Genomic DNA, 24589 nt, shown 5'->3' with positions numbered 1-24589 from the left:
CACAGACAGGACACACACGATGGACATCGGACGGACAGGAATCTGGAGCATCGAGCTGCGCACCGCCGATCCCGGAGCGATCGAGGACGCCGCGGCCGAGCTCGACGCGATGGGCTGGGGCGCCCTGTGGATCCCGGGGCTCGGCGGCGGTGACATCCTCGGCGACTCCGAACGGCTGCTCGGGGCCACCCGCACCGTGCGCATCGCGGTCGGCGTGCTCAGCATCTGGCGCCACCGGGCCGCGGAGATGGCGGCGGGACACGTGCGTCTGCAGCAGCGCTACGGCCACCGCCTCCTGCTCGGCCTCGGGGTCAGCGACGCGGCCGCCGCCCACGGCGCGGGCCGGGCCTACCGTCCGCTGTCGGACATGGACGCCTACCTGGACGAGCTCGACCGGGCCCCGGCCCCCGTACCGGCCGGAGAGCGCGTCATGGCGGCGCTGGGGCCGAAGATGGTCCGGCTCGCGGGACGGCGCACAGCGGGGGTGCACCCGTTCATGGTCACCCCCGAGCACTCGGCCGCGACCAGGGAACTGCTCGGCCCCGGCCCCCTTCTGGCGCCCTACCAGGCCGTCGTGCCGGAGCGGGACCCCGCCAGGGCCCGTGCCGCCGCCCGCGGCTTCCTCGGGACGTTCCTGGCCATGGACCACTACGCCCGCAGCCTGCTCCGCCAGGGCTTCACCGAGGAGGACCTGGCCGGCGGGGGCAGCGACCGGCTCGTCGACGGCGTCGTGGCCTGGGGGGACACCGAGGCCATCGGTGCCCGCGTCCGCGCCCACCACCAGGCCGGGGCCGACCACGTATGCCTGCACGTCGTGGGTGCGGACTCCGCCGTTCCGCTGGCCGAGTGGCGGGAACTCGCCGCGCTCGCAGGCTGAGACGGCAGGTCGCCCGCCGTACCCGCGCCGTTCCCGCGCATCCCGTCGCGCCGGGCCGCGGGTCACCGCCGCCGGGCGAGGGTGTCGCGGAGCACGTCGGCGATGGTGGTGGCGGCCAACTCCCGCTCGACGCCGTTGCGGAGGCCGTCGTACACCTGCTGCAGGGCCGGCCCGATGCCGTGGCCGACGGGGCAGTCGGCGTTCGGCGAGGCGGGGTGCAGCCGGAAGAGCGTGCCCTCCTCGACCGCGCCGTAGACGTCGAGCAGGGTGATCGCCGCGGGCTCCCGTACGAGGCTCCAGCCCGCTCCCGCGCCGCGCCGGGACTCGACGAGCCCGGCCCTGCGCAGGTCGCCGAGGCAGCGCCGGATGACCACGGGATTGGTGTTGACGCTGCCCGCGATCCGCTCCGACGTGGCCGCCGGGCCGTCGTCGCGCCGGTCCAGGGCCATCCACGTGAGCACATGGACGGCGATGGTCAGCCTGCTGTTGGCGCTCATGCCCGCGGACCTCTCCCTCGGCGATGTCAGCCGGCCGCCGGCCCCGCGGGCCAGGCGCCCATGGCGAGGTCGACGACCCGATGCAGTTCCTCGCGCGTCGCGCCGCCCGCGGCCTGGACGGCGACGCCCTGGTACACGGTGATGAAGTAGCGGGCGAGATCGGCCGGATCGGCGTCGGCGGGGAGTTCCCCGTCCGCCCGCGCCTTCTCCAGCCGCAGGCGCAGCGCCACCTCGCCGGCCGCCCGGCGTGCGGTGAGTTCGTCGCGCGCGGCCTCCGACCCGGCCGAGGCGGCGAGCCCGCCCTGCACGGTGAGGCAGCCCGGGGGGCAGTCGGGCCGGGTCGTGGCATCCGCGGCGCCGTGCAGCAGCCGCTCGACGACGCGGCGCGCGCCGGGCTCGGCGAACGCCTCGCGGATATAGCGGGCGGGCCCGTCGGCGTAGCGGTCGAGGACCCGCTTGAACAGGCCCTCCTTGTTGCCGAACGCCCCGTACAGGCTCGGCGGGTTGATGCCCATGGCCCGCGTGAGGTCGGAGATCCCGGTGCCTTCGTACCCCTGGCGCCAGAACACCTCGAGCGCCCGGTCCAGCACTTCGTCGACGTCGAAGGCCCTCGGCCGTCCTCCTGCCATGCCGGCGCCTCCTGCCCATCGATCTGTAACGGACGCTATAATACCGCGCCGGTCAGGGGCGGGGGGCGGTCGGGCCGCCCGGCCGGCCCGCAGCAGCCCTGCCGGGTCCGTGCGATCCTGGCGAGGAACCCCATCCCCCGCGGTACGGCCAGAAGCAGCCGGCCGAGTTCCTGCGGATCGGCCGCCGCATCCGGGCCCCCTCCCGGCAGGTCGCGCGGCGGCAGTGCTCGGCCACGTCCGGGTCCCGGCAGTGGAGTTCCGAGGTGCTGTCGGCCAAGCTGTCGGCCAAGGAGCAGCCGCGCCAGTGCGGGTCGGACCCGCAACCCTCCGCGGCGCCCCGGGGCGGGCCGGTCGTGTTCGCCGAGGCTCCGGGGACGCGTCATGGGTCGATGACTCGGATTCCCGACCCACCGGTCCCTTCTCGCCGGCACCCGGCTGCCGGCAGGCCCGCACGACCCACCGAATCCACAAATTGCAAAAATCTTCAATTCGCTACATGATGATCCCGCCGTGTCGTGGGGGGAGACCCAGGCACGGCCGCGGACCGTCCCAGGCAACCGGCCGGGACGACGGACGACAGGGCAGGTGTCTGCGCACGGTGACTTGGCTGGCAGGGCGGATGTGGGCCCCGGTACGCGCGTTGCTGCCCGCGCGGGCCGATCTGGCGGCGATGCGCCGGCAGCCCCGTCAGGACCTGTTCGCCGGGCTGACCGTCGCGGTGGTGGCCCTGCCGCTCGCGCTGGCGTTCGGGGTCTCCTCGGGCCTCGGGGCGCAGGCCGGACTCACCACGGCGGTGGTGGCCGGAGCCGTTGCAGCTCTGTTCGGCGGATCGGACGTGCAGGTATCCGGGCCGACCGGGGCGATGACCGTCGTTCTGGTGCCCATCGTCGCCCGGTACGGGCCCGGCGGGGTGCTGACCGTGGGGCTGATGGCGGGTGCGCTGCTGATCGGGCTGGCCCTGCTGCGCGCCGGCCGGTACATGCGCTACGTGCCCGCGCCCGTGGTGGAGGGCTTCACCCTCGGGATCGCGTGCGTGATCGGACTGCAGCAGGTGCCCGCGGCGCTCGGAGTGCCCACGCCGGACGGCGAGAAGGTCGCGGCCGTGGCCCTGCGGACCGTACGGGAGTTTCTGGCCCACCCCCACTGGGCGCCCCTCGCGCTCTCGGCCGCGGTGGCCGGGATCATCCTGGCCGGTGCCCGGTGGCGCCCCCGGGTGCCGTTCTCGTTGCCGGCCGTCGCCGCGGCCACGATCGCCGCCGAGACGGCGGACCTTCCGGTGGCGCGCATCGGGCACCTGCCGTCCGGACTGCCCACGCCCTCCCTGGGGTTCCTCGACCCGGCCGCCCTCCCCTCGCTGCTGGCGCCGGCCGTGGCGGTGGCGGCCCTGGCCGCGCTGGAGTCGCTGCTGTCGGCGACCGTCGCCGACGGGATGGCGCACGGCCGCCGCCACGACCCGGACCGGGAACTGTTCGGCCAGGGCCTGGCCAACCTGGCCGTCCCGCTGTTCGGCGGGGTACCGGCCACCGCGGCGATCGCCCGCACCGCAGTCAACGTCCGTACGGGCGCGGGCTCGCGGCTGGCCGCGCTGGCCCACGCCGCCGTCCTCGCGGTGATCGTCTTCCTCGCAGCTCCGCTGGTCGAGGGGATCCCGCTGGCGGCGCTGGCAGGAGTGCTGCTCGCCACCGCGATCCGGATGGTCGAGGTCGCCTCGCTGCGGGCGATGGCCCGGGCGACCCGCGCCGACGGCGCGGTGCTGCTGCTGACCGCGGCCGCCACGCTGGCGCTTGACCTGGTGTACGCGGTCGTCATCGGGCTGGTGGTGGCCGGGGCCCTGGCTCTGCGCGCGGTCGCACGGCAGGTCCGGCTCGAACAGGTGCCGCTGCACGAGGGCACGCCGGACGGACACGGCGCCGGGGAACACGCCCTGCTCGCCGAGCACATCGCGGTGTACCGCATCGACGGGCCGCTGTTCTTCGCCGCCGCCCATCGTTCCCTGCTCGAACTCACCGAGGTCGCCGACGTGTCGGTGGTCATCCTGCGCCTCTCCGGCGTCACCCACATCGACGCCACCGGCGCCCTGGCCCTGAAGGACGCGATCGACCGGCTGAACCGCCGGGGCATCACGGTGCTGGCGTCCGGCCTCCGGCCCGGGCAGCGGCACGCACTGGACGAGCTGAGCGTGCTGGACGCGCTGCGGGGCGCGGACCTGGTGCACGCCACGGCCCCGGAGGCCGTCCGCGCGGCCCGTACCCGGTTGCTCCGGGTCGGAGTACTGCAGGGGGAGGCCACCGGATGAGCCCGGCGAACCGTATGACCGACCTGACCGGGGCGGAGGCGCTGTGGCTGCTGGAAGGAGCCCGCTGCGGCCGCCTGGTCTACGTACTGCGCGACATGGTGCTCGTCCGCCCCGCCGTCCACGTCCTGGAGTACGGCGCGCTCGTCGTCCGCGCCCCCGTCCCCCTCACCGCGGTGACGCAGGGGGGCGACGTTACGTACCACTGCGAACGTTTCCACCGCACCTCGGGCACCGGCTGGTCGGTCACGGCCACCGGGCCCGCCCAGGAGCTCGCCAACGCCCACGAGACCGCCCACTACCGGCGCACGCTCACCGGATGGGTCCACGGTCCGCACGATACCCTGTTGCGGATCCACCCCCTCACGGTCCAGGGGTACCGGCTCGGCGGCCCCGCTGGCGCGGGTGCCCGCACCGCTGATGACGGCGGGCCGGGCACCCGGTGACCGCCCGTGCCAAGCTGCAGCGCCGCCATGTGCTGACCCTGCCTACGGCGCCCCTGTCCGTGGCCCTGGCCCGCAGGACGGGCGAGTACGTCTACACCTCCTGGGGCGTCGCCCCTGGCGACGCGGTGCTGGACCGGGCCCTGCTGATCCTCAGCGAGCTGGTTGCGAACAGCGTGCGGCACGCCGCCGGGGTCTCCCCCAGCCTGGACGTCGTCTACGCGACGGGTGGCGGGGTGCTCGCCTTCGCCGTGTACGACCGGCATCCCCACCGGCCGGACCTGCTCCGGGCCGCCGCGGCCGGCGGCGGGCTGGCCATGGTCGCCGAGGTCACCGCCGAGTGCGGGGGCACAGCGGCGGTGCACCCCGACCCCGGTACCGGCGGCAAGGCCATCTGGGTCACCCTGCCGCTGTACCCGGCGTGAACCGGTGACCCGCTCACTCGGGGGCGTGCTGCCCCAGGTAGAACAGCAGGGTGATGAAACCGGCGATGAAGTGGGTGACGAAGACGTAGACGAGGACGCGCAGCAGCACCGCCCGCTGCTTGTACTTCTCGCCGCCCGTGTCCTTGCGTGAGTCCGTGCCGGCGCTCACGCGGCGCCGCCCGTCGTGCCCGTCGCGCCGGCCCCGCGGACGACGGAGCCTTCCTCGGTCTGCTGCAGCTCGGCCAGCAGGCCCTGCTGCCCCGTCAGCAGCTCCGTGAGGATTCTGCGGGCCGCCCGGAGCAGTTCCGCCACGTCGCCACCCGCCAGCTCGTACACCACGGTGGAACCGGTGCGCGTGGCCGTCACAATGCCGGATCGGCGCAGTACGGCGAGCTGCTGGGAGAGGCTGGAGGGCTCGATCTCCATCGCGTTGAGGAGTTCCCGCACCGGCTTGGGGCCGTCCTGCAGGAGTTCCAGGACGCGGATGCGCACCGGGTGCCCGAGCATGCGGAAGAACTCCGCCTTGGCCTGGTAGAGCGGAACCTGCACTCGGACCACCCGCACCCTTTGGAGAGATTCGTCAATTGAAGAACTCTTCAATCCTAGCCCACCGTAATTCCCGGGCCGGCCGGGCGGCAGGGGTGAGAGGCTGGCCCCTGTCCGCAACGGAGGAAGAGAGCACTCAGTGACCGACGACGACCGCGTGGGCCCGCCGCTGCTCGGTGGGGAGCGCGAGACGCTCCGGGCGTTCCTCGACTACCACCGCGCCACGCTGGCCATGAAGTGCCGGGGGCTCTCGGACGAGGAGCTGCGGCAGCAGTCGATGCCTCCGTCCACGCTGTCGCTGCTCGGGCTCGTCCGGCACATGGCGGAGGTGGAACGCGCCTGGTTCCGCCGGGTGTTCGAGGACAACGACGCGCCCATGGTGTGGTCCGACAGGATCGACTTCCAGGCGGCCTACGACGCGAGCGCGTCCACCCGCGCCGAGGCCTTCGCGGCCTGGGAGGCCGAGGTCCGGAACTCCCGCCGGATCGAGGAGGCGGCCGGGTCCCTGGACCTGACCGGGCACCAGCCGCGCTGGGGCGAGGACGTCTCCCTGCGGATGGTGATGGTGCACGTGCTCCTGGAGTACGGCCGCCACAACGGGCACGCCGACTTCCTGCGCGAGGGCGTCGACGGCACCGTCGGCGCCTGACGCCCCCCGCGCGGGCGTCAGGACACCGGCCGCATGTCGGCGCCGTAGAGGGTGCGGTAGTCGGGGACGACCACGCGCGTCGCGGGCGACTCGCGGCGGACCTGGGCCGCGAAGGCGTCGAGGTCCGCCGACGGGTCGGTGCGCGGCGGCAGGTCCAGCGGCCGCTCGAAGTCGTCCCAGTGCACGGGCACCACGACGTCCGGGTCGCCCAGCGCGGCCAGCAGTCGCGGGACGTAGCGGTGCGTCGAGGCGCTGGTCGGTACGGCGACCATCGCCAGGTCCGGACGCAGTCCCCGGGCCGCGCGCTCGCCGAAGTCGCTGGCACCCATGAGGAAGGCCGAGGGGCCGCCGTCCCCGGCCGTCACCTGGTAGGCGAGGGTGTCGCCCTCGGGGAGGTCGCCGATCGTCTCCGGGCGTGCCGGGGGCGGTCCGGCGAGCCTGCCGGGGGCGAAGTAGGCGCGCTGTTTGTTGCGGCTGTGCAGGCTCGCGACGACCTCCACCACGATGCCGTCGAAGTCCAGCACCTCGCCTCCCTTCACCACCGAGATCTGCGCCGGGTCGACACCGAGCGCGACCAGCAGGTGGTAGGTGGTCTCCGTGCCGACGACCCTGGCCCCGGTGGACGCGGCGATGTACGGCACGTCGGCGAGGTGGTCCCAGTGGGAGTGGCTGACCAGGACGAGTTCCGGGCGGCCCACCCGCTCCCGGACGGCGGCCTCGTCGGTGCGCAGCCGGGTGGCGCGGTCGAAGGCACCGGCGAAGAGCCCGGTGGGGAAGCGTGTCACGTAGGGGTCGAACAGCACGGTCCTGCCGGAGACGTCGATCCGCCAGCCGGCCGTGCCCAGCCAGCGGAACGTCGCCGCGCCGGCGGCCGGCGCCGCGCGCGGGACCGCGGGTGCCGCGGCGGCCGTGGGCAACGTGCCGGGCAGCAGCGGGGTGGCCGCGGACAGCGCGGCCCCCGCCAGCATCGTGCGCCGTCCGAACTTCCTCGGACCTCGTGCGTCAGTGTCGTCGCTCATGGGCTCAGAAGATCAGGGGCGCGTCGCCCCCGTCCAAGACCGGAATCCCGCCCGCTCGATACGCGATCCGATATGAGCGCAGGTCAGCGTCGGTGGCCTCGCAGGAAGTCCACGGAGATCCGAGTGGCGGTGCCAATCGCCGAGTCCACCGCGGCGCGGGTCGCGGTCAGTTCACGGGTGCGGGCGAAGACCGCCACCGCGTAGCGCCCGCCGTCCGGGTGGGCGACCACCCCGGCCTCCGCGTGCAGACCGGGCAGCGTGCCGGTCTTGGCGGCCACCGTGACCTCGTCGGGGAAGCCCGACACCATCCGGTGCCGGAAGACCTGCCGGCCCATCAGTTCCCGGACCCAGGCGCAGGCCTGCGGCGGGCCTGCCCCGTCGCTCCAGACGAGCCGGAGCAGCCGGGTGATCTCACGGGGCGGACCGGCGTTGGTGCGCGCGGGGTCCAGGACGGCGAGCCGCCTCTTCCGTTCGTCCGGCAGCGCCGGCCAGCGGGCCGCGAACTCCCCCTCGGTGCGGGCCCCGACCTCGTCGAGCATCGACTCCAGCACGTCGCGGGGGCCGCCCACGAGCCGGATGCCGGTGAGCCCGAGCTCCTCGGTGAGAAGCCGTACGGTGTCGAGTCCGACCCGGGCCAGCAGCAGGTCCGCGGCGGTGTTGTCGCTGACCGACATCGTGAAGTGGGCGAGATCGCGGAGCGAGAGCTCGACGTCGTCGGCACACCCCGCGGTACCCCAGCCGCCGAGCCGGTCGGCCGCGGTGATCCGTACCCGCTCGCGGGGGTCGAGCTGCCCGGCGGCGACCTGGCGGGCGAACTCCAGCACCAGGAGGATCTTCACGACCGAGGCGATGACGACGGGCTCGTCCGCGTCCACGGCGACCTCGGCCGCTCCGTCCGCTCCGTCCGCTCCGTCCGCTCCCGAACCGATCGCTACGGCGTGCAGCCGCCCCTCGGCACCGGCCGCCGCGAACACCGCCCGGATCTCCTCCTCGACCATCAACAGCCTCCTCGCGTAGGGTCCTTGCTCGTGGATCTCTTGCGCCACCTGCGTATCTTCGTCGCCGTGGCGGAAGAACTGCACTTCGGCCGCGCCGCCGACCGGCTGGGCACGGCACAGCCGCCGGTCAGCCAGGCGGTGCGCGCGCTCGAGCGGGAACTGGGCGCGGAGCTGTTCGACCGGTCGCGGCGCCGGACCTCGCTGACCTCGGCAGGGGCGCTGCTGCTGGAGGAGACGAGGGAACTCCTCGCCCGCGAGGACCGCCTGCGGGCACTCGCGCGGCGTGCCGCCGACGGCGGGCTGGGCACCCTGCGGGCCGCGGTGCCGACCGGCACCACGGCGGCGGTGGTCTCCGCGCTGCTGGCCGCGTGCGCGGAGCACGCCCTGGGTCCGGCGGTCGATCTGCGGGAGGCCACCACCGCGGAGCAGTTGCGGCTCCTCGGCTCGGGCGGTCTCGACGTCGGCCTCGTCCACCGGCCGGTGGAGGCGGCGAACGGGCTGCGGCTCGGCCCGGAGGCCTCCTCCGCGCTGGGGGTGGTCCTCCCCCGCGCCTCGCCGTCGGCCCGCGGGCCGCAGGTGTCCCTCGCGGATCTGTCCGGCCAGGACCTCGTGGTGTTCCCCCGCGACGAGGCTCCCGGCTGGTACGACCGGCTGCTGGCGAGCTGCCGCGCGGCGGGCTTCGTCCCGGGCGGCGTACGGCACGCGTCCAGCCCCGAGTTCCTGCTCGCCCTCGTCGCCGCGGGCGGCGGCGTCGCGTTCGACCAGGGTGCCGCGGCCCGCCGGGAGCCCCGAGTGGCCTGGCGGCCGCTGGCCGGAACCCCCCTCGTCCGCCGGATCGGCGCCGCCTGGCCCGCCGGCCCTTCCGCGCACCCGGCGGCCCCGCGCTTCGCGGCGTTCGCCGCGGACGTGCTGGCGCGGCACGGCACCGCGGCCGGGCGGCGCCCGGGCGCCTCGCCCTCACCGGACGGGCCGCCGCGGCCGTGGTCGGTGGTGTTCGGCTGAGACCGCGCTGTCCCGGGGGCGGCGCGGCCGGGGTGGCCGATCACGCGGGCGCCGGTGAAGCTGGGCGTACGGAAGCCCGTGAACGGACCGAGGTGACCACCGATGGCGGACGAGAGCGTGAACCACCCGGGTCTGATCGTCCCTGTCGGGCAGGTCGAGCCCGTCCCGCGGCGCATCCGCGCGCAGGTCGGGGGCCGTACCGTGCTCGACACCCGGCGTGCCCTGTACGTGTGGGAGTGGCCCGGCTATCCGCAGTACAGCATCCCGCTGGAGGACCTGACCGAGGGAGAGCTCACCGACGACGGCCGGGCCGGCCGGCTGGGCCCCGGCCCGGCGCGCCGCCACTCGCTGCGCGTCGGCACGGAGGTCCGCGAGGGCGCGGCCTGGGTGTGGGACGAGGGCGCCCCCGACCGGCTCCTGGGCACGGCGCGGTTCCGCTGGGAGGCCCTCGACGCCTGGTACGAGGAGGACGAGCAGGTCTTCGTCCACCCGCGGAGCCCCTACACCCGGGTGGACGCCCTGCGCTCCTCCAGCAGCGTCCGCGTGGAGATCGACGGCACCGTGCTCGCCGACGCGCCGCATGCGGTGACCCTCTTCGAGACGGGCCTGCCGACCCGCTACTACCTCGAGCGCGTGCACGTCGACTGGAGCCGGCTGCGCCCCTCGGACACCGTCACGCGCTGCCCGTACAAGGGCACGACCAGCGGCTACTGGTCCTTCGACGGCGACGGCGCCGTCCACGAGGACATCGCCTGGGCCTACGACTTCCCGACGGCGGCGTGCGCCCCCGTCGCGGGCATGGTCGCGTTCTACAACGAGCGCGTCGACCTGTACGTCGACGGCGCACCCCTGCGCCGCCCGGTCGCGATGTCCCGGGCCGTCTGGGACCGCCGTCACCTCGGGCGGCCCTGAGACGAAGGCCACGCCGTGGACCGCGGGCGGCGTTCTACGCTGGCGGCATGTCTGCGCAGGTCGAAGTCGTGCAACTACTGGTGTCGCCCGCCCATCGGTACATGGGGCGGCCCTCGGAAGGGCCGTCGGCGGCGCCGGACGGGGAACTGGTGCGACGTGCCGAGGTGCGGAGCGGGCTGGGGCTCGTGGGCGACCGCTACTACGCGCGGCCCGCCCATCGCGACGCCGCCGTCACGCTCATGGCCGCCGAGAGCCTCCCGCTGGACATCGCCCCGGAGACCGACCTGCGGCACACCCGCCGCAACGTACTGCTCCGCGGGGTCGACATCGACGCGTACGTGGGCACGACCGTGGCGCTGGACACCGGAGCGGGACCCGTCCTGTTCGCGGTGCGGCGCCCCGCCCGGCCCTGCGCCTGGATGGACGCCGTCATCGGTCCGGGGGCGCAGCGCGCGCTGCGCGGCAAGGGCGGAGTGCGGTGCACGCCGCTGAGCGACGGTGTGCTCACCCTGGGCCCGGCGGAGTTCCGGGTCGTGGAGGACGCGAGGGAGGCGTCGTAGCCGGGGTGTGTGGGCCCCGTCACGGCGCGGTGCGGGAACCGGATCACGCGGCCCCGCGTGGTTGCTGGGTGCGATCACTGCGGCGCAAGGATCACGGGCGGGCCGTTCACGGGTGGGAGGGCGCGGTGCGCCACGGCCGCGGGTGGCACGGCCGTCGGCGGTGGGACGGGGTCCTGGCGGCGCTTCCGCTGCTGCTGGCACTGCTGCTCGTGTGCCACGCCGCGGTGCCGAACGGTCCCGGCCGCTGGGGGAGCCTGCTGGAGACGTTCCTGCCGTGGCTGGGGCTGGGCGTCCCGGTGGTGCTGTGCACGGCCCTGCTGCGGCGTTCGGGCGTCGCCCTGTGCGCGCTCCTTGTGCCCTCGGCGGCCTGGTTCGCGGTCTTCGGGTGGCCGCCGGGCCCCCAGGGCGGTGCCGCGCACGATCTCGTCGCGGTGCAGCACAACGTCAGTGACGTGAACGCCGATCCGAGGGGCACGGCACGGCAACTGGCTGCGGCCGACGGGGACTTGATCGCCCTGCAGGAGCTGACGCCTTCCCTGCTGCCGGATTTCGGCGCCGTACTGGACCCGTCCTACCCGCATCACGTGTCCTTCGGCACGGTCGGGCTGTGGTCCCGGTACCCCCTCGTGGACGAGCGCAGGATCGGCATCCGGCCCGCGGACCTGGGCGAGGACTGGGACCGCGGGTTCCGGGCGACCGCCCGGACGCCGCAGGGGGACGTCGCCGTGTACGTCGCCCACCTGCCCTCGCTCCGCCTCGGGCCCACCGGGTTCGGCTCCGCCCGGCGGGACGAGAGCGCGGTCCTCCTCGGCGCCGAGATCGCGGCCGAGCGGCTGGACCGGGTGATCCTGCTCGGGGACCTCAACGGCACCGTCGACGACCGCGGGCTCGCCCCGCTCACCTCGCGGCTGGGCGTCCCGGAGCGAGGGCTCGCGTTCAGCTGGCCGGAGCGCTTTCCGCTGGCCCGGATCGATCAGGTCCTGGCGCGTTCCGCGACGGTCTCGGACGTACGGACCCTGCCCGCCACCGGGAGCGACCATCTGCCCGTCGTCGCACGCATCCGTTTCTGAGCCCGGGCGGGTGAATCCCACGACCTTGCACGGTTTCTGACGGATCAGCACAGGGCCTGCCGATGCGACCCTGGACCCATGTGCGGGCACGGCGAAGCATGCTGACGATTCGTCAGCCGTTTCGGCGCCGGAAGGGCCGAGCCTCCGCCGCCTTGCTGACGCAAGATTAACTGAGGCACCGTCACCCGGTTGGACATCTCTTCACATTTTTCTTATTCCGGCCGTCACGCCACCTCTCACCTGCGGAAACGCTCCACGCAGCGCCACGGCCCCACCCCATTCGGCCGTACACCTCCGCCGGTCTCGGGGTGCGGAGCGAGTGCGGATGATCGCCATATAGGTCTCGAGGACGCGTTGGCAGTCGTGCCGGGGGCCACATCCCGCCTGCCCCGTCCACAAGGAGGTTCAGCTCCATGCGTGGTGCTCGTATCCTGGCGATGGCGACGATGACGGCCGCGGCGGTCGTCCTTCCGAACTCGCAGGCCTTCGCCGTGGTGGATGTCAACGTCGCCCAGAACGGACGGTCCGTCACCGTCACCGCGAGCTCGGAGGTTTGCCAGGCGCCCGGCGCGATGGTGAACGCCAACGCCTTCCCCTCCGGCCTGCTGCGCAACGCGCTGGCCCTGAACGCGACGACCCCGGGCGGTCCGCTGACCGGCACCTTCACGATCCCGGACGACGCGCCGGCCAACACCTACACCATCACCGTCAGCTGCATGATCGGCCCGAAGGCCGACCAGGGCAGCGTCGGCACCCTCACCGTTCCCGGCACGACCAGCACGAGCGGTGACCGTGACGGCGGGACCAACACGAACACGAACACGAACACCAACACGAACAACAACAACCACAACCACAACAACGACAACGGCGACGACGAGTACGGGGACGACTACGAGGACGACTACGGCAACTACGGCCGCGGCGGCCACGGCCGCGACAAGTGCTCGTGGGGCGGCCGGGGCGGCCGCGGTGACGACCGCGGGGGCGACCGCGGGGGCGACGACAACGGCCGCGGCGGTTACGGCGACCGGGGCGGCTACGGTGACCGCGGCGGTTACGGCGGCCGCGACAACGACCGCAAGTGCTACAAGAAGCGCCACCACGGCTACGACCGGGACCGCGACAACGACCGCGGCTACGACAACGACAACAACGGCGGCGGCGGCGCGCCCGACACCGGGTTCGGCGGCTCGACCGGCATGAACACCGCCGAGAGCCTCACCGGCGCCTCCCTCCTGGCCGCCGCGGCGGCGGGCGGTGTGTTCCTCCTGCGCCGGCGCCGCACCCAGGGCGGCGAGGCCTGACGGCCCGCGTTCCCCCGCACGCACTGCGCCCCGGACCCGTGTACGGGTCCGGGGCGCAGTGCCGTCCGCCGCCGGCCGGCCGCACCCCCGTCGTGGCCCGGCGCGCCCGCGCCGGTTCACCCCGCCGGCCTAGGCGAACGCCTCCGCCGAACACGCTGCGTGGTCCACTGATCACGCAGCGGAAGGTGAAGGAGAGACGTGGCGATGAAGGAAGCCCGGACCACCGGCCACATATCCCGCGGACCCCGGCGCGGGCTCCACAACGCGGTGCTCGCCGCGCTCTGGGCCTGCGTGCTCCTGCTGACCGGCTGCGCGGCGGGACCCCCGGGGCAGCACGTGGGTCACGGCCCCGCGGGGCCCCCGGGCACCACGGCCGTTCCCCCCGGGCCGACCGGCCACTACCGGCAGAAGCTCCGGTGGACGCCCTGCGCGGAGCAGCCCTCGTTCCAGTGCACCACCCTGCGGGCCCCGCTGGACTACGCCCGTCCGGAGGCGGGCGACATCCGCCTGGCGGCGACCCGCAGGAAGGCCACCGGGACCGGCGCCCGGCACATCGGCTCACTGCTCTTCAACCCCGGAGGCCCCGGCGAACCGGCGATCACCTCGCTGTGGTCGTACGCCGGGGCCTTCTCCCAGGCCGTGCGGGCCTCCTACGACCTGGTCGCCGTGGACCCGCGCGGGGTCGGTTCCAGCACCCCCGTGAACTGCGGCGACGGCACGGCGGGCACCCCTGCGACGGTGAGGGGGCTCCCCGGCTCGGACGGGCCGGACGAGCGCGGGCCGGACGAGGGCGGGCCGGACTTCGCGGCCGCCGACGAGGCGGCCCGTGAGACCGCAGCCGCGTGCGAGCGCGGCGCGGGGCGCCTGCTCCGCCACGTCGGCACGCTCGACTCGGCCCGGGACCTGGAACTGGTCCGCACCCTCCTCGGCGACGAGCGCCTGCACTACCTCGGCTTCTCCTACGGCTCCTACCTCGGGGCGAGTTACGCCGGCCTCTTCCCGTCCCGCGTCGGCCGCATGGTGCTCGACGGAGCCGTCGACCCCACCCTCGACGGCGTCCACAGCCTGCTGGGCCAGGCCCGCGGCTACCAGATCGCCTGGGACTCCTTCGCGGCCGACTGCGCCGCCCGCCCGGCGTGCCCCGTGGGCCACTCCGCCGAAGAGGCCGGCCCCGCGCTGGACGCGCTGGTCGGCGCCCTCGACCGCGCCCCGTTGCGTCGGGGCAAGGACGTGGTCGTCGACGGCGACAGCCTCATCAGCGCCGTCACGACCGCTCTCCTGGCGCCCGCGTGGGAGAAACTGCGCGCCGCGCTCCGCGAGGTGCGCACCGGTGACACCACCACCGTGCAGGAACTCGGCGGGGCCTTCGAGGACTCCGGTTTCAGCGGTGACGCGTACGTCGCGATCACCTGCCTCAGCGGCAGTCTGGGAGCACGCGCCACCCCCGCGCAGGCACGAGCCGCGCTCCCCGGGTTCCTGAGGGCCTCCCCCCGCTTCGGGCGCTACTTCGCGGACCAGTTGTCGACCTGCGCCCACTGGCCGGTCCCCGCGGACCAGCCGGCCGGTCCCATCACCGCGCCCGCTGCGCCGCCGATCCTGGTCGTCGGCACCACCCGGGACCCGGCGACCCCCTACACCGAGGCCCGGGCCCTTGCGCGCCTGCTCTCCTCGGGCCGGCTCCTCACCTACGACGGCGACGGCCACACCGCGTACCTCAGGTCGGTCGGCTGCGTGGACGAGGCCGTCGACGCCTATCTGGTCCGCGGCCAGTCGCCGCCCGCCGGCACGGTCTGCACCTGACGTCCCCGACAAGGGTTGGGGGGCGGCTCGGGGTGGACCCTGATGCCCCGGGGGCGGCGCGCACGATGTGCTGGAGGCACTCGCCACCGTCCCCGCACCCCAGGAGGAGCCCCCATGCCCGTTCGGACGGCGTTCGCATGAACGGCGGCGTGCCGTCCCTGGCGGCGGCCCTGCTGTCGGCGGTCTGCTACGCGACGGCGGCCGTCGCGCAGGAACGAACGGCCGCCTCCGGGCGGAAGCCGACGGGCGGGCTGTGGACGCTGGCTCTGGTCCTCCAGGCGGCCGGCGCCGGACTGCACGCGGTCGCGCTGCGGTACGGGTCGCTGACCGTGGTCCAGGCGCTGGGCGCGCTGACCCTCGTACTGGCGCTGCCGCTGCACGCGGCCCTCGGCCGGCGCCGGGTAAGAGCCAGGGAGTGGCGCGGGGCGGGTCTGACCGTACTGGGGCTGGTGACGCTTCTGCTGTCCACCGCGCCGCCCGGCACGGAACGGGCTCTGAGCGGCGCCGAGTTGGTCCTTCTGGCGGCGATCACGGCGGCTGCGGCACTGGCGCTGACCCGGCTGCCGTGGGGGGCAGACCTGTCCGTGCTGCGGGCGCTGCGCTTCGCGACGGCGGCGGGCGCGGCGTTCGGGATCGCCTCGTGCCTGACCCAGGGCCTCGCGGTGCACCTGGCCGCACAGGGGCTGGGGGCGGCCGTCGCCGACCCGATGCTCCTGGTGGCGGCGGGCTGCACCGGCGTCCTGGCGATCGCGGGGATGATGTGGTCGCAGGAGGCGTACCGCGGTGGGCTGGGCGTCGCGCTGGCGGCCGTCACGCTGGCCAACCCCCTGGTGGCGGGGTGCGTGGGCGTGCTGCTGCTCGGTGAGGGCTTCCGGGGCGGCTCGGTGGGGCTCGCGGTGGCGCTGGCGGGGGCGCTGGCGGCCGGCCGGGGCGTGGTCGTGCTGTCCCGGCCGACGCCCTCGGCGGGCCGTACCCACCGGGTCCCCGGCCCGCGGCCGGCGTCGCCCGCGGTCGCCGACTAGAAGGCGAATTCCCGGCGCCCGGACGCCCCGTGGGTGCAGCATGTCGGCAGTCCGGTCGAGGCCGGGCCGCGCGCCTCGTCCGAGGGGGTCCCATGTTGCTCTGTACCTGTCCTGCCGTGCTGCCGGCCCGGTGCCGTCCGTGCGCCCACACCCTGCCGCGACTGGCGGCCTCCGTGCTGATGGTGCTGGCCGTGGTCGTCTCGTCGTACGTCGGGTTCGCCGTGCACCGGGCGGAGCGCGCCCAGGCGCTGGCCGAACGGGGCCATCGGCACCTCGTTGCGGGCACCGCCCTGGCCGCTTCGGGACCGGTCTTCCATGAGCACGGCATGCGTTCGCTGCCGCCGGCGAGCGCCGGCTGGGAGTATCCGCGCGGCCGCCGGCACACCGGGCGGGTCCCGGTGGGGCGGCCCGTCGAGGCGGGCGACCCGATACGGATCTGGGTGGACGACCGGGGCGTACCGGCGCCGGAGCCCCGCAGTACGGCCGGTGCCCGGGGGGCCGCGCTCGTACTGGGTGTCACGTCCTTCCTGCTCTGGTCCGCGCTGGCCTGGGGCGTGCACCGTGCGGTGGCCGCCCTCGCCCTGCGCGGGCGGCTGCGGTCGTGGGAGCGGGAGTGGGAGCGCGTCGAACCGGTGTGGTCCGGCCGGGCGCCCTGACCGGGTCAGAGGAAGAGCCGCAGGACCCGTAGCCCTCGCGCGTGGTCCTCGCCGGGGCCCGCCCTGAGCTCATCCGGGGGTTTCCAGTCGGCGTGCAGGGCGGCCCAGAAGTCGGTCCACGCCTGCGTCTCCGTGGGCCCGCGCCCGACCGCGTCGGTCCCCGGGCACGTGACCACGTAGCCCTCGCCGTCCTGCCGGATCGTCACTGCTGGCTCGACCATGGCCCACCTCGCGTTCCGGTGCACCCGAATCACGTCAAGGGTCGCCCGGCCGGCGCCGGCGCGCAACAGCGCTCCGCGTGGGCCGTCCGGGGGACCCGGCGGCGACCCGTCACGGCCCCCGGGTGCGCGGGGCCGGCGAGCCGGGCCGGGCGATGACTTGGCCGCCGGCGGCGGCCTCACGGGCCCCACCGGTGCCGTCACCCGGCCGGGGCGGCGCGGCGGAAGCCCTCGGCGAGGTAGCGCAGCCGCCTCACCACGTAGGCGAAGACGGGGCGGAAGGCCGGGACGGTACCGCCCGGCCGGCAGGACGTGTCGCTCATCTCGGGCGACCCTTCTGGACGTGCACGGTGTGCGTCGGGACGGCGTCAGTACGGGAGGGGCTTTCCGGACGGTGTCCGCAGGTCGATCGGAGGGCGCGACGGCGCCGGCTTCTTCGGTCGCTGGACGCGGATGCGGCGCATGGTCATCACTCCTTCGGAAACGCGGCCCGTGCAGGGCGGACCCTCCCAGTCCTACGCCGTGGACTCGGAGGCCCGCGTCAGAGAACGTCCCTGAAGCCACCCCTATGCCCGGTTCGTTCCTCCGCCCTTGGGGTGAGACGCGCGCCGGGACGCGTCGTCGCCGCTCAGGAGACCGCCGAGAGGCGGACACCTCCGCCCCGGAGCAGCGCAGCCAAGAGGTTGCCTAACTCCTTGCTTATATAAGTGGCTACTGTCATAGTGACCGACGTGCACGCATTCGACGTACTCGGGGATCCGGTGCGACGCCGGATTCTGGAGCTCCTCGCCTCCGGGGAACAGCCGTCCGGCGCGATCACCGAGATCATCAGGGAGGAGTTCGGCATCTCGCAGCCCGCCGTGTCCCAGCATCTGAGGGTCCTGCGGGAGAACGGGTTCGCCGTGGTGCGGGCGGAGGGCACCCGCAGGCTCTACGCCGTGCGGGCCGCGCCGCTGCGCGAGGTCGACGCGTGGCTCGAGCGCTTCCGCGGCTTCTGGGAGCAGCGGCTGGACGCGCTCGGCACCGAACTCGCCCGGGGGCGCCGCGAACGGCGTCTCGCACTGGAAGAGCGGCGTCCGGGGACGGAACAGGCCGGGAACACCGAAAGGGAACGGGAAGACACCGCATGAACATCGTGGACGAGATCAACGCCATCCACCGCGCGACCGGCAGCAGGGACGTCGCCGGCGAGGAGGCGCGCACGGTGCTGCTGCGCCGCACGTACGACGCCCCCGTCGAGGACATGTGGGACGCCTGCACCACCGCGGAGCGGATCGGTCGCTGGTTCATGCCGGTCACCGGCGAGCTGAGGCTCGGCGGCCGCTACCAGCTGCAGGGCAACGCCGGCGGGGAGGTCCTGCGCTGCGAGCCCCCGAAGCTGCTCCGGGTCAGCTGGGTCATGGGCGAGGCCCCCGGCTTCAGCGAGGTGGAGGTGCGGCTGGCCGCGCGGGACGCGGAGCGCACGGTCCTGGAACTGGAGCACGTCGCCGTCGTTCCGCCCGGCATGTGGGACCGGTTCGGACCCGGCGCGGTCGGCGTCGGCTGGGACCTGGGGCTGCTGGGCCTCGGCCTGTACCTCGCCGGCGAGCCCAGCGGACCGGAGATGGCCGAGGAGTGGCAGTACTCCGACGAGGCCCGCGACTTCATGACCCGCAGCAGCGGGGCCTGGGGCACCGCGTACGCCGCCTCGGGAGCCCCCGAGGACACCGTGGCCGCCGCGGTCGACGCCACGACCGGCTTCTACGTCCCCGCCCGGCCCGAGTAGGCCCGTACCCGGCACCGGTGTTTGCCCGGCCCACCCTCTCGGTTTAATGTCGAAACCGGGAGAGGGAGATGCAGAAGAAGGATTTCAGTGACGGACCGTGCCCGGTCGCACGGACCCTGGGCGTCGTCGGCGACTGGTGGTCGCTGCTGATCGTCAGGGACGCGCTCAACGGGGTGCGCAGGTTCAACGACTTCCACCGCGGCCTGGGCTGCGCCAAGAACATCCTGAGCAGCCGTCTCGGCAAGCTGGTGGAGCACGGGGTGCTGCGCACGGTGCCCGCCTCGGACGGGAGTCCGTACCGGGAGTACGAACTCACCGAGGAGGGCAAGGGGCTGCGGCTGGTGCTGCTCGCCCTGCGCCAGTGGGGCGAGGACAACCTCTTCGAGCCCGGGGAGCGGCGCACCACCGTGGTGGACCGGGCCGGCGGCCGCCCGGTGGCGCCGCTGGAGATGCGCGACGCCGACGGCCGGCCGCTCGGGCCCGACGACGTGGAGGTGCGCGCCCCGGCGCCCTGACGACCGGCGGGGTGCGGGACCGCGACGGGGGAAACGCGGTCCGGCGCCCGCACCGCACGTCTGTCCGCGACGGCGCCGTTCATTCCTGCGCACCGGGCACGACCGGTCGACGGGATCAGGCGGCCGGAGACACGGAAATGGTGGTGCATGGTGCCGCGGACCCGGGGCACACGCGGGGTCAGGAGGTTGAAGACATGGTTCCTTTGCTGGTCGTCCTGCTGCTGGCCCTGGTCCTCTTCGGGGCGGGCTTCGCCCTCAAGGCCCTGTGGTGGATCGCGCTGATCGTCCTGGTGGTGTGGCTGCTCGGCTTCGTTTTCCGGGCCGCCGAGGGCGGCGGACGCCGCCGCTGGTACCGATGGTGACCTGACGCTCCGACGCAGTGCCAGGGGTGGGGTCCGCGACCGCGTGCGGCGGTGGCGGACCCCACCCCTTCGGCATGGGGGCGTGGCGACCGGCGGATGGGGCGGGTACCGCGGCGTTCCCACCGTCCGCGAAGCGTCAGGTCCGGGGCGACGGCGTCGCGGCGGTCGTCGTCACAGCCCGCGGCCGGCAGGCCGGACGCCCGGCCCGTCGGCCTCCGCCGCCGTGTCGGCCCCCGCGTGGGCCCGTGCCCGCGCCGGCGGTCCCCCCAGGGCGTCGCGCACGATCGCGACCACGGCCATGTCGTCCTGCAGCGGGGCGGCCACGTGGGCCAGCAGGTCGTCGGTCATCTTGCGCACGAGCTGGTCGGGGCACCGGTCGGCCCATTCCGCGACCCGGCTCATGAGCGGGTAGAACTCCCCGGCGTCGTTCCGGGCCTCGGTCACGCCGTCGGTGTAGAGCAGCAGCCGGTCGCCGGGGGCGAAGGGGAAGGCGGTGGGGGCGTAGCTGCTGCCGGTCAGACCCCCGAGGCCCAGCGGGGGCGCCGGTTCGGGTACGTCGAGGGTGGTGACTGTCCCGTCGTGGAGGAGGATCGGCGGCAGGTGCCCGCAGCTGACCACGCGGACGTACGGTTCGTCGTCGGGGATCTCGACGACGGCCGCGGTGACGAAGCGCTCCCCGGTGTCGGACTCGCCCGGTCCGTCCCCTGACTCGGAGAGTTCCCAGCGGACGCCCGCCTCCAGCGACTCCATCAGCTCCGCGAGCGGGGCCTGCCGGTGCGCGGCGGCACGGAACGCGCCGAGGACGGTCCCGGTGTCGCCGATGGAACCGATGCCCTTGCCGCGTACGTCGCCGATGAGCAGGCGGGTGGCCCGGTCGGTGCGCGCGACGGCGTACAGGTCGCCGCCGATGCGGTCGCCGTCCCCGGCGCTTCGGTAGGCCGTGGCGATGGTCACCGGTCCGGCGTGCGTGGGCAGCGGTCGCAGCAGCACGCCCTGGGTCGCCCGCGACACCTCGCGCAACTCCTGGAGTTCGTGTCTGCGGCGCTCGCGCAGGGCGCTGATGAGGACGAGCAGGACGGAGAGCAGCACCAGAGAGCCGAGCTGGACGAGGACGTTCTCCGAGGACAGGGTGTGCCGTTCGGCGCCGGCCGCGACGAGCGCGAGTACGGCCGCGAGTCCCGTCAGGGCGCCGCGCACGGCTCCGACGAAGGCGGAGGCGAGCGCGACGGGGATGACGAGCACGTGGGCGAGGTGGATGTCCTTCGGCAGGAAGTGGTCGGCGATCGGCACGGCCGCGATGATCGCGATCATCGCGGCGAGAAAGACCCTGCACCCCGATCTGACGGGATCCTGCATCGCCGAGAGACGGGACCCGAACTCCATGCGGGTGCCTCCCTTCCCGCACCCGGGCCGGGTGCGACCACGACAGCCCTCCCTCTGGGCGATCTCAACACAAGGGTATTTCGTTTTCTTCCGGACAAAATTCACGTAAGCACATCAGCCCGCCGGGACCCCTGGGGCGCGGGCGGCAGGCCGACGCGGGTCGCTGTCCCGGTCAGGCGCTCTGCCGGTCGAGCGCCCGCTCGGACGGGTCAGGCGGTCAGCAGCTCAGCCCAGCGGGCGCCGCCGCGGCTGCGGGCGCCGATGCCGGAACCGACGCCGAGGCCGTCGACGATGGCGGCGCCTCGGCCGTGCTCGCCCGGTCCGCAACTGGCGGCCCAGGCGCCGTGCCGCGGCGCGGGCCCGCCGTCCGTGACCTCGACGCGGATGATCGCCGCGCCGTCCACCTCTCCGCGGCGCAGACGCAGGCGCAGGGCGACCGGCGGCAGCGCGTGCTCCACGGCGTTGGTCACCAGTTCCGACACGACCAGGACGGCGTCGTGGACGGCCTCCTCCGGCACCGACCAGCCGGTCAGCACCGTGCGCGCGGTGCGTCGCGCGACGGCGACGGCGACGGCGCGGTGCTCCAGCTCGCACACGTACACGTCGGTACGGACGGCAGGTGACGAGGTGGCGAACCAGTGCGTCATCTCCATCACTCCCCACGCCGAAGGGCTGCTCCGCAGCGTCACCGGTAGGGGGAAGGGCCCCCCTGTCCGTCCCCAACGGATGCGGGGCCCCGGCACCCGCCCCCATGGTGTACCCCGCTGTGACCTCCTGAACCCCACGTGTCACAGGAGTGGTCCGGCGGCCCGAGGCGCCGCCCGGCGCACCCTCGGGGACACCCCGGAACGCACCCGCGCCACGACTCCGCGCGGCGTCGCGTACGGCACGACGGCGGGTGAACCCGCCCCGCGGCGGGGGTTCCGCGTCCCGCGCGCCGCCCGGCGCGACCCTGCTCCGGTGCCCCTCGCCCTTCTGCGATCCTGGTCGGGTGCCGCCCCCTCAGACCCCACCGCAACCGATCACCGCGGAGCCGCCCGACGTCGCCGCCGTCCCGCTGCTCACCCAGTCGTGGCTCGACCTGGCCTTCCTCCACTGGGCGGCCGACCCCGCCGACATCGCTCCGCACCTGCCGGCCGGTACCGTCCCCGACACCCTCGACGGCGTCACCTACGTCGGCCTCGTCGCCTTCCGCATGCACCGCGTGGGCTGGTTCCGTCTCCCCGGCGTTCCCTACCTGGGCACCTTCCCCGAGACGAACGTCCGGCTGTACTCCGTGGACACCCACGGGCGGCGCGGGGTCGTCTTCCGCTCGCTCGACGCGTCCCGGCTGATACCCGTGGCGGTGGCGCGGGCCGCGTTCCGTCTGCCGTACCTGTGGTCGCGGATGGCGATCCGCCACGACGGCGACACGCTCACGTACACCAGCACCCGCAGATGGCCGGGCCCCCGCGGGGCGCACTCCCGGATAGCGGTGCGCGTGGGCGAACCCGTCGCGGAACCCAGCGAGCTCGACCACTTCCTCACCGCGCGCTGGGGCCTGCACAACACGTTCTTCGAGCGGCAGGTCTACCTTCCGAACTCGCACCCCCGCTGGCCCCTTCACCGCGCCGAGCTCCTCGACTGCGACGAGAACCTGATCACGGCCGCCGGCCTCCCCGCCCCCGTGGGCCCGCCGGTCAGCGTCCTGTACTCCCCCGGCGTCCCGGTCCGCTTCGGCCGTCCCTCGCGCCCGGGCGGCATCCCCACGCCCTGAGGCCTTCCCCGCGCGGTCACTCGGGCGGGAGCAGCGTGCCCAGGGGGCCGAGGTCGAGGTTCAGGTCGGACATGGACAGGCCGTGCTCGGCGCACAGTCCCGCCATGCGGTCGTGGAGGATCATCAGGGTGGCGCCGAGGCGTTCCTCCTCCTCCTCGGTGAGGTCGCCCGCGTCGACACGGTGGAGGGCCTGCCGCTCCATGAGCTGGCGGAGGAGTTCGACGAGCGTCAGGACGAGCCTCATCAGATCGCGTTCGACCGTGTCGGGGTCGGTGCTGATCCGGCGCGCGGGGCCGGGGGACGCGGTGTCGCGGGGGACGGCGGGAAGAAGCCGGAAGGCGCGGGCGGCGGCGTCGGCGACCTCGCCGAGGCGGTCCGGGGGGTGGTCGCCGCCCGGGGAGGAGGCCGGGGGCGTCATGGACCCGGCCCCGGGCCCCAGGGCGCGGGATTGCTCTCGCTGACGGAGACGATCAGCGCGCGCAGGGAGATCCGGACGAGGTCGATGTCGGCGATGGAGAGCACCACGTCACCGGTGAGGACGACGCCGCCGCTGAGGAGGCGGTCGAGCAGGTCGACGAGGGCCACCTGACGTTCGGCCAGGGGTTCGGGGGCCCGGTCGGCCGCGGTCATGGCGCGGCGTCCGCCGGGTCCTCCTCGGACCGGGCGCGGCCGGGGAGTGCGGCGAAGGAGTACGGGGCCCACGGGCCGGTGACGTCGACGCGCACCCCGGGCAGTCCCTCGCCGGCGGCCAGGGCGCGGCTGCGGAACGCCTCGGCCTGTTCGTGCGCGACGAGGAAGGCGTCGTTGAGGACGTTCTCCCCCGCACCGGCGGCGAGTCGGCCCTGCTGTGCGCGGTGCCGGGCGTGGGCGGCGGCCAGTTCGCGGCCGATCGCCTCGACGCGTGCGGCGGCCTCCTCCGCCGCGCGGTAGGCCTGGTCGCGGGTGTGCCGCTGGGCACTGCGGGCACGCAGGTAGGCCCGCCCTGGGCTGAGGCCCTCGCCGGCGCCGGGGGGTTCGGCGGCCGTCGCCGGGGCGTCCACATAGATCTTGACGCCCCATTCGAGGTGCCCTGCGAGCCGCTCCAGGGCCTCCGTGAACGCCGCGTCGTCCTCCCGCATCACCTGGCGCACGCGTTCGTCGTCCAGATAGACCGTGGCGAGCCGCAGCGGCAGCACGGTGGTGTGCGCCGAAAGCGCCTCGATGACGGTGTGGTGGGCGCGCGCGACGGCCTCCAGCCAGTCCAGGTCCTCCAGGTGCCGGCGCAGGGCGTCCTCGTCGAAGTCCGCGGCCGGCACCGGGCTGACGGCGGCGGCCAGCGGACCGGACGTCACGAGCCGTACGGGGGCCCCGGCGACGCCCGTCAGCGCCTCCAGGGCGCCGCCCGGCACGCCGTGGCCGCGCAGTACGGCGTACGCGTAGCTGACCCGGTCATCCATCGTCGCCCGTCCCGGTTCCGCCGCCGCGGCGGCGGGGCGTCGCCGACGAGGACCGGGTGCGGTGGCGGGAGGCCACGCTGCCGCGTGGCGTGTCCGTCAGCTCCCGTCCCTCCTTCAGCGCCTCGATCTCCTCGCGCAGCCGCCGGTTCTCCTCCGCGAGCGAACTCTCCCCGTGGGCGCGCGAGGACAGGGAGGGGTCGTGCTCCCACCAGTCGATGCCCATCTCCTTGGCCTTGTCGACGGAGGCCACCAGGAGCCGCAGCTTGATGGTGAGCAGTTCGATGTCGAGCAGGTTGATCTGGATGTCGCCCGCGATGACGATGCCCTTGTCCAGGACGCGCTCCAGGATGTCCGCCAGATTGGCCGACGAACCCTGCCCGTAGGGGGACTGCTGGGGAGCGGCCCTCGTGGGGTACGAACCGAGCCGGCCGGCCGGGGAATCCGTCACA

At 74.5% G+C, this 24589-nt stretch carries 32 protein-coding genes; 18 read left to right on the top strand and 14 right to left on the bottom strand.

Annotation, left to right across the window (positions count from 1 at the left end; all coding sequences use genetic code 11):
• Window positions 1-19: 19 nt before the first annotated feature.
• Window positions 20-877 carry a TIGR03620 family F420-dependent LLM class oxidoreductase gene (locus tag B085_RS0114990; RefSeq protein ID WP_018559380.1) on the top strand — a complete coding sequence of 286 codons (858 nt, stop codon included), beginning with the start codon at window positions 20-22 and terminating at the stop codon, window positions 875-877.
• A 62-nt stretch (window positions 878-939) separates the two neighbouring features.
• Here the strand turns inward: B085_RS0114990 and B085_RS0114985 are convergent, their stop codons facing one another.
• Window positions 940-1374: an Rrf2 family transcriptional regulator gene (locus B085_RS0114985; protein ID WP_018559379.1), complete on the bottom strand. Its 435-nt coding sequence runs from the start codon at window positions 1372-1374 to the stop codon at window positions 940-942.
• A 26-nt stretch (window positions 1375-1400) separates the two neighbouring features.
• Window positions 1401-2003: a TetR/AcrR family transcriptional regulator gene (locus B085_RS0114980; RefSeq protein ID WP_018559378.1), complete on the bottom strand. Its 603-nt coding sequence runs from the start codon at window positions 2001-2003 to the stop codon at window positions 1401-1403.
• A gap of 619 nt (window positions 2004-2622) precedes the next feature.
• Here B085_RS0114980 and B085_RS0114975 point away from each other — a divergent pair.
• From B085_RS0114975 to B085_RS0114965, 3 genes are read left to right on the top strand one after another with little or no spacing between them, the layout of a single operon-like run.
• On the top strand, window positions 2623-4299 hold the full coding sequence (locus B085_RS0114975) for a SulP family inorganic anion transporter (protein ID WP_018559377.1): 1677 nt from the start codon (window positions 2623-2625) through the stop codon (window positions 4297-4299).
• Window positions 4296-4742, top strand: coding sequence for a pyridoxamine 5'-phosphate oxidase family protein (locus B085_RS0114970; RefSeq protein WP_051102054.1), 447 nt, complete (start codon window positions 4296-4298; stop codon window positions 4740-4742). The genes B085_RS0114975 and B085_RS0114970 overlap by 4 nt, the downstream gene beginning before the upstream one ends.
• On the top strand, window positions 4739-5164 hold the full coding sequence (locus B085_RS0114965; protein ID WP_018559375.1) for an ATP-binding protein: 426 nt from the start codon (window positions 4739-4741) through the stop codon (window positions 5162-5164). Before B085_RS0114970 ends, B085_RS0114965 begins: the two co-directional genes overlap by 4 nt.
• A gap of 13 nt (window positions 5165-5177) precedes the next feature.
• On the opposite strand, the gene B085_RS50040 is transcribed toward B085_RS0114965, so the two are convergent.
• The gene (locus tag B085_RS50040; protein WP_018559374.1) at window positions 5178-5333 is read right to left on the bottom strand and encodes a DUF6126 family protein; all 156 of its coding nucleotides are present in this window, start codon (window positions 5331-5333) and stop codon (window positions 5178-5180) included.
• Window positions 5330-5713: an ArsR/SmtB family transcription factor gene (locus tag B085_RS42445; RefSeq protein WP_018559373.1), complete on the bottom strand. Its 384-nt coding sequence runs from the start codon at window positions 5711-5713 to the stop codon at window positions 5330-5332. Before B085_RS42445 ends, B085_RS50040 begins: the two co-directional genes overlap by 4 nt.
• Before the next feature lie 136 nt (window positions 5714-5849).
• On the opposite strand from B085_RS42445, the gene B085_RS0114950 reads away from it, so the two are divergent.
• A complete protein-coding gene (locus B085_RS0114950; RefSeq protein WP_018559372.1) occupies window positions 5850-6359 on the top strand; it encodes a DinB family protein in 510 nt (169 codons plus the stop codon).
• Window positions 6360-6376: 17 nt separating this feature from the next.
• Here the strand turns inward: B085_RS0114950 and B085_RS0114945 are convergent, their stop codons facing one another.
• The gene (locus B085_RS0114945; RefSeq protein WP_037731655.1) at window positions 6377-7378 is read right to left on the bottom strand and encodes an MBL fold metallo-hydrolase; all 1002 of its coding nucleotides are present in this window, start codon (window positions 7376-7378) and stop codon (window positions 6377-6379) included.
• A gap of 83 nt (window positions 7379-7461) precedes the next feature.
• Window positions 7462-8376, bottom strand: a complete 915-nt coding sequence (locus tag B085_RS0114940) for a serine hydrolase (RefSeq protein WP_018559370.1) — start codon at window positions 8374-8376, stop codon at window positions 7462-7464.
• Window positions 8377-8406: 30 nt separating this feature from the next.
• Here B085_RS0114940 and B085_RS0114935 point away from each other — a divergent pair, with 30 nt between their 5' ends.
• The 8 genes from B085_RS0114935 (at window position 8407) to B085_RS0114900 (ending at window position 16705) form a co-directional block, all read left to right on the top strand.
• Window positions 8407-9378, top strand: coding sequence for a LysR family transcriptional regulator (locus B085_RS0114935; RefSeq protein WP_018559369.1), 972 nt, complete (start codon window positions 8407-8409; stop codon window positions 9376-9378).
• A 102-nt stretch (window positions 9379-9480) separates the two neighbouring features.
• On the top strand, window positions 9481-10290 hold the full coding sequence (locus tag B085_RS0114930) for a DUF427 domain-containing protein (RefSeq protein ID WP_018559368.1): 810 nt from the start codon (window positions 9481-9483) through the stop codon (window positions 10288-10290).
• A 47-nt stretch (window positions 10291-10337) separates the two neighbouring features.
• Window positions 10338-10850 (top strand): molybdenum cofactor biosysynthesis protein, encoded by a 513-nt coding sequence (locus tag B085_RS0114925; protein ID WP_037731654.1) that lies wholly within the window; start codon window positions 10338-10340, stop codon window positions 10848-10850.
• Between the two features lie 125 nt (window positions 10851-10975).
• A complete protein-coding gene (locus tag B085_RS0114920; protein WP_018559366.1) occupies window positions 10976-11920 on the top strand; it encodes an endonuclease/exonuclease/phosphatase family protein in 945 nt (314 codons plus the stop codon).
• A 413-nt stretch (window positions 11921-12333) separates the two neighbouring features.
• Window positions 12334-13227: a hypothetical protein gene (locus B085_RS50035; protein ID WP_199789207.1), complete on the top strand. Its 894-nt coding sequence runs from the start codon at window positions 12334-12336 to the stop codon at window positions 13225-13227.
• A gap of 204 nt (window positions 13228-13431) precedes the next feature.
• On the top strand, window positions 13432-15027 hold the full coding sequence (locus B085_RS0114910; protein WP_018559364.1) for an alpha/beta hydrolase: 1596 nt from the start codon (window positions 13432-13434) through the stop codon (window positions 15025-15027).
• 137 nt (window positions 15028-15164) lie between these two features.
• Window positions 15165-16049, top strand: a complete 885-nt coding sequence (locus B085_RS0114905; RefSeq protein ID WP_018559363.1) for a DMT family transporter — start codon at window positions 15165-15167, stop codon at window positions 16047-16049.
• Between the two features lie 92 nt (window positions 16050-16141).
• Window positions 16142-16705, top strand: a complete 564-nt coding sequence (locus B085_RS0114900; protein WP_158689734.1) for a hypothetical protein — start codon at window positions 16142-16144, stop codon at window positions 16703-16705.
• Between the two features lie 5 nt (window positions 16706-16710).
• Here B085_RS0114900 and B085_RS0114895 read toward each other — a convergent pair whose 3' ends face one another.
• Window positions 16711-16926 (bottom strand): hypothetical protein, encoded by a 216-nt coding sequence (locus B085_RS0114895; protein ID WP_158689733.1) that lies wholly within the window; start codon window positions 16924-16926, stop codon window positions 16711-16713.
• Window positions 16927-17123: 197 nt separating this feature from the next.
• The gene (locus tag B085_RS51435) at window positions 17124-17246 is read right to left on the bottom strand and encodes a hypothetical protein (RefSeq protein ID WP_018559360.1); all 123 of its coding nucleotides are present in this window, start codon (window positions 17244-17246) and stop codon (window positions 17124-17126) included.
• Between the two features lie 399 nt (window positions 17247-17645).
• Here B085_RS51435 and B085_RS0114885 point away from each other — a divergent pair, with 399 nt between their 5' ends.
• The 4 genes from B085_RS0114885 (at window position 17646) to B085_RS0114870 (ending at window position 19565) form a co-directional block, all read left to right on the top strand.
• The gene (locus B085_RS0114885) at window positions 17646-18053 is read left to right on the top strand and encodes a metalloregulator ArsR/SmtB family transcription factor (protein WP_018559359.1); all 408 of its coding nucleotides are present in this window, start codon (window positions 17646-17648) and stop codon (window positions 18051-18053) included.
• A complete protein-coding gene (locus B085_RS0114880) occupies window positions 18050-18688 on the top strand; it encodes an SRPBCC domain-containing protein (protein WP_018559358.1) in 639 nt (212 codons plus the stop codon). The genes B085_RS0114885 and B085_RS0114880 overlap by 4 nt, the downstream gene beginning before the upstream one ends.
• A 68-nt stretch (window positions 18689-18756) precedes the next feature.
• Window positions 18757-19203, top strand: coding sequence for a winged helix-turn-helix transcriptional regulator (locus tag B085_RS0114875; protein WP_018559357.1), 447 nt, complete (start codon window positions 18757-18759; stop codon window positions 19201-19203).
• 194 nt (window positions 19204-19397) lie between these two features.
• The gene (locus tag B085_RS0114870) at window positions 19398-19565 is read left to right on the top strand and encodes a hypothetical protein (protein WP_026251043.1); all 168 of its coding nucleotides are present in this window, start codon (window positions 19398-19400) and stop codon (window positions 19563-19565) included.
• Window positions 19566-19736: 171 nt separating this feature from the next.
• On the opposite strand, the gene B085_RS42440 is transcribed toward B085_RS0114870, so the two are convergent.
• Together B085_RS42440 and B085_RS42435 are read right to left on the bottom strand one after the other, a co-directional pair.
• A complete protein-coding gene (locus tag B085_RS42440) occupies window positions 19737-20876 on the bottom strand; it encodes a PP2C family protein-serine/threonine phosphatase (protein ID WP_158689732.1) in 1140 nt (379 codons plus the stop codon).
• A gap of 281 nt (window positions 20877-21157) precedes the next feature.
• Window positions 21158-21595, bottom strand: a complete 438-nt coding sequence (locus B085_RS42435; protein WP_037731693.1) for an ATP-binding protein — start codon at window positions 21593-21595, stop codon at window positions 21158-21160.
• Between the two features lie 344 nt (window positions 21596-21939).
• Between B085_RS42435 and B085_RS0114855 the strand changes: the two genes are divergently transcribed.
• Window positions 21940-22704, top strand: coding sequence for a YqjF family protein (locus B085_RS0114855; protein WP_018559353.1), 765 nt, complete (start codon window positions 21940-21942; stop codon window positions 22702-22704).
• 16 nt (window positions 22705-22720) lie between these two features.
• Here the strand turns inward: B085_RS0114855 and B085_RS0114850 are convergent, their stop codons facing one another.
• Genes B085_RS0114850 through B085_RS0114835 form a run of 4 tightly spaced genes read right to left on the bottom strand, consistent with a single transcriptional unit; the run spans window position 22721 to window position 24588 of the window.
• Window positions 22721-23122 carry a gas vesicle protein K gene (locus tag B085_RS0114850; protein WP_018559352.1) on the bottom strand — a complete coding sequence of 134 codons (402 nt, stop codon included), beginning with the start codon at window positions 23120-23122 and terminating at the stop codon, window positions 22721-22723.
• Window positions 23119-23334, bottom strand: coding sequence for a gas vesicle protein (locus B085_RS0114845; protein ID WP_018559351.1), 216 nt, complete (start codon window positions 23332-23334; stop codon window positions 23119-23121). The genes B085_RS0114850 and B085_RS0114845 overlap by 4 nt, the downstream gene beginning before the upstream one ends.
• Window positions 23331-24140, bottom strand: a complete 810-nt coding sequence (locus tag B085_RS42430) for a GvpL/GvpF family gas vesicle protein (protein ID WP_018559350.1) — start codon at window positions 24138-24140, stop codon at window positions 23331-23333. The genes B085_RS0114845 and B085_RS42430 overlap by 4 nt, the downstream gene beginning before the upstream one ends.
• Window positions 24133-24588: a gas vesicle protein gene (locus B085_RS0114835; protein WP_018559349.1), complete on the bottom strand. Its 456-nt coding sequence runs from the start codon at window positions 24586-24588 to the stop codon at window positions 24133-24135. Before B085_RS0114835 ends, B085_RS42430 begins: the two co-directional genes overlap by 8 nt.
• Window position 24589: the final 1 nt, after the last annotated feature.

The organism is Streptomyces sp. BoleA5 (assembly GCF_000373665.1).
Taxonomy (GTDB): domain Bacteria; phylum Actinomycetota; class Actinomycetes; order Streptomycetales; family Streptomycetaceae; genus Actinacidiphila.
Note: the sequence above shows the minus strand (reverse complement) of the source record. Positions and strands in the feature narration are given on the sequence as shown.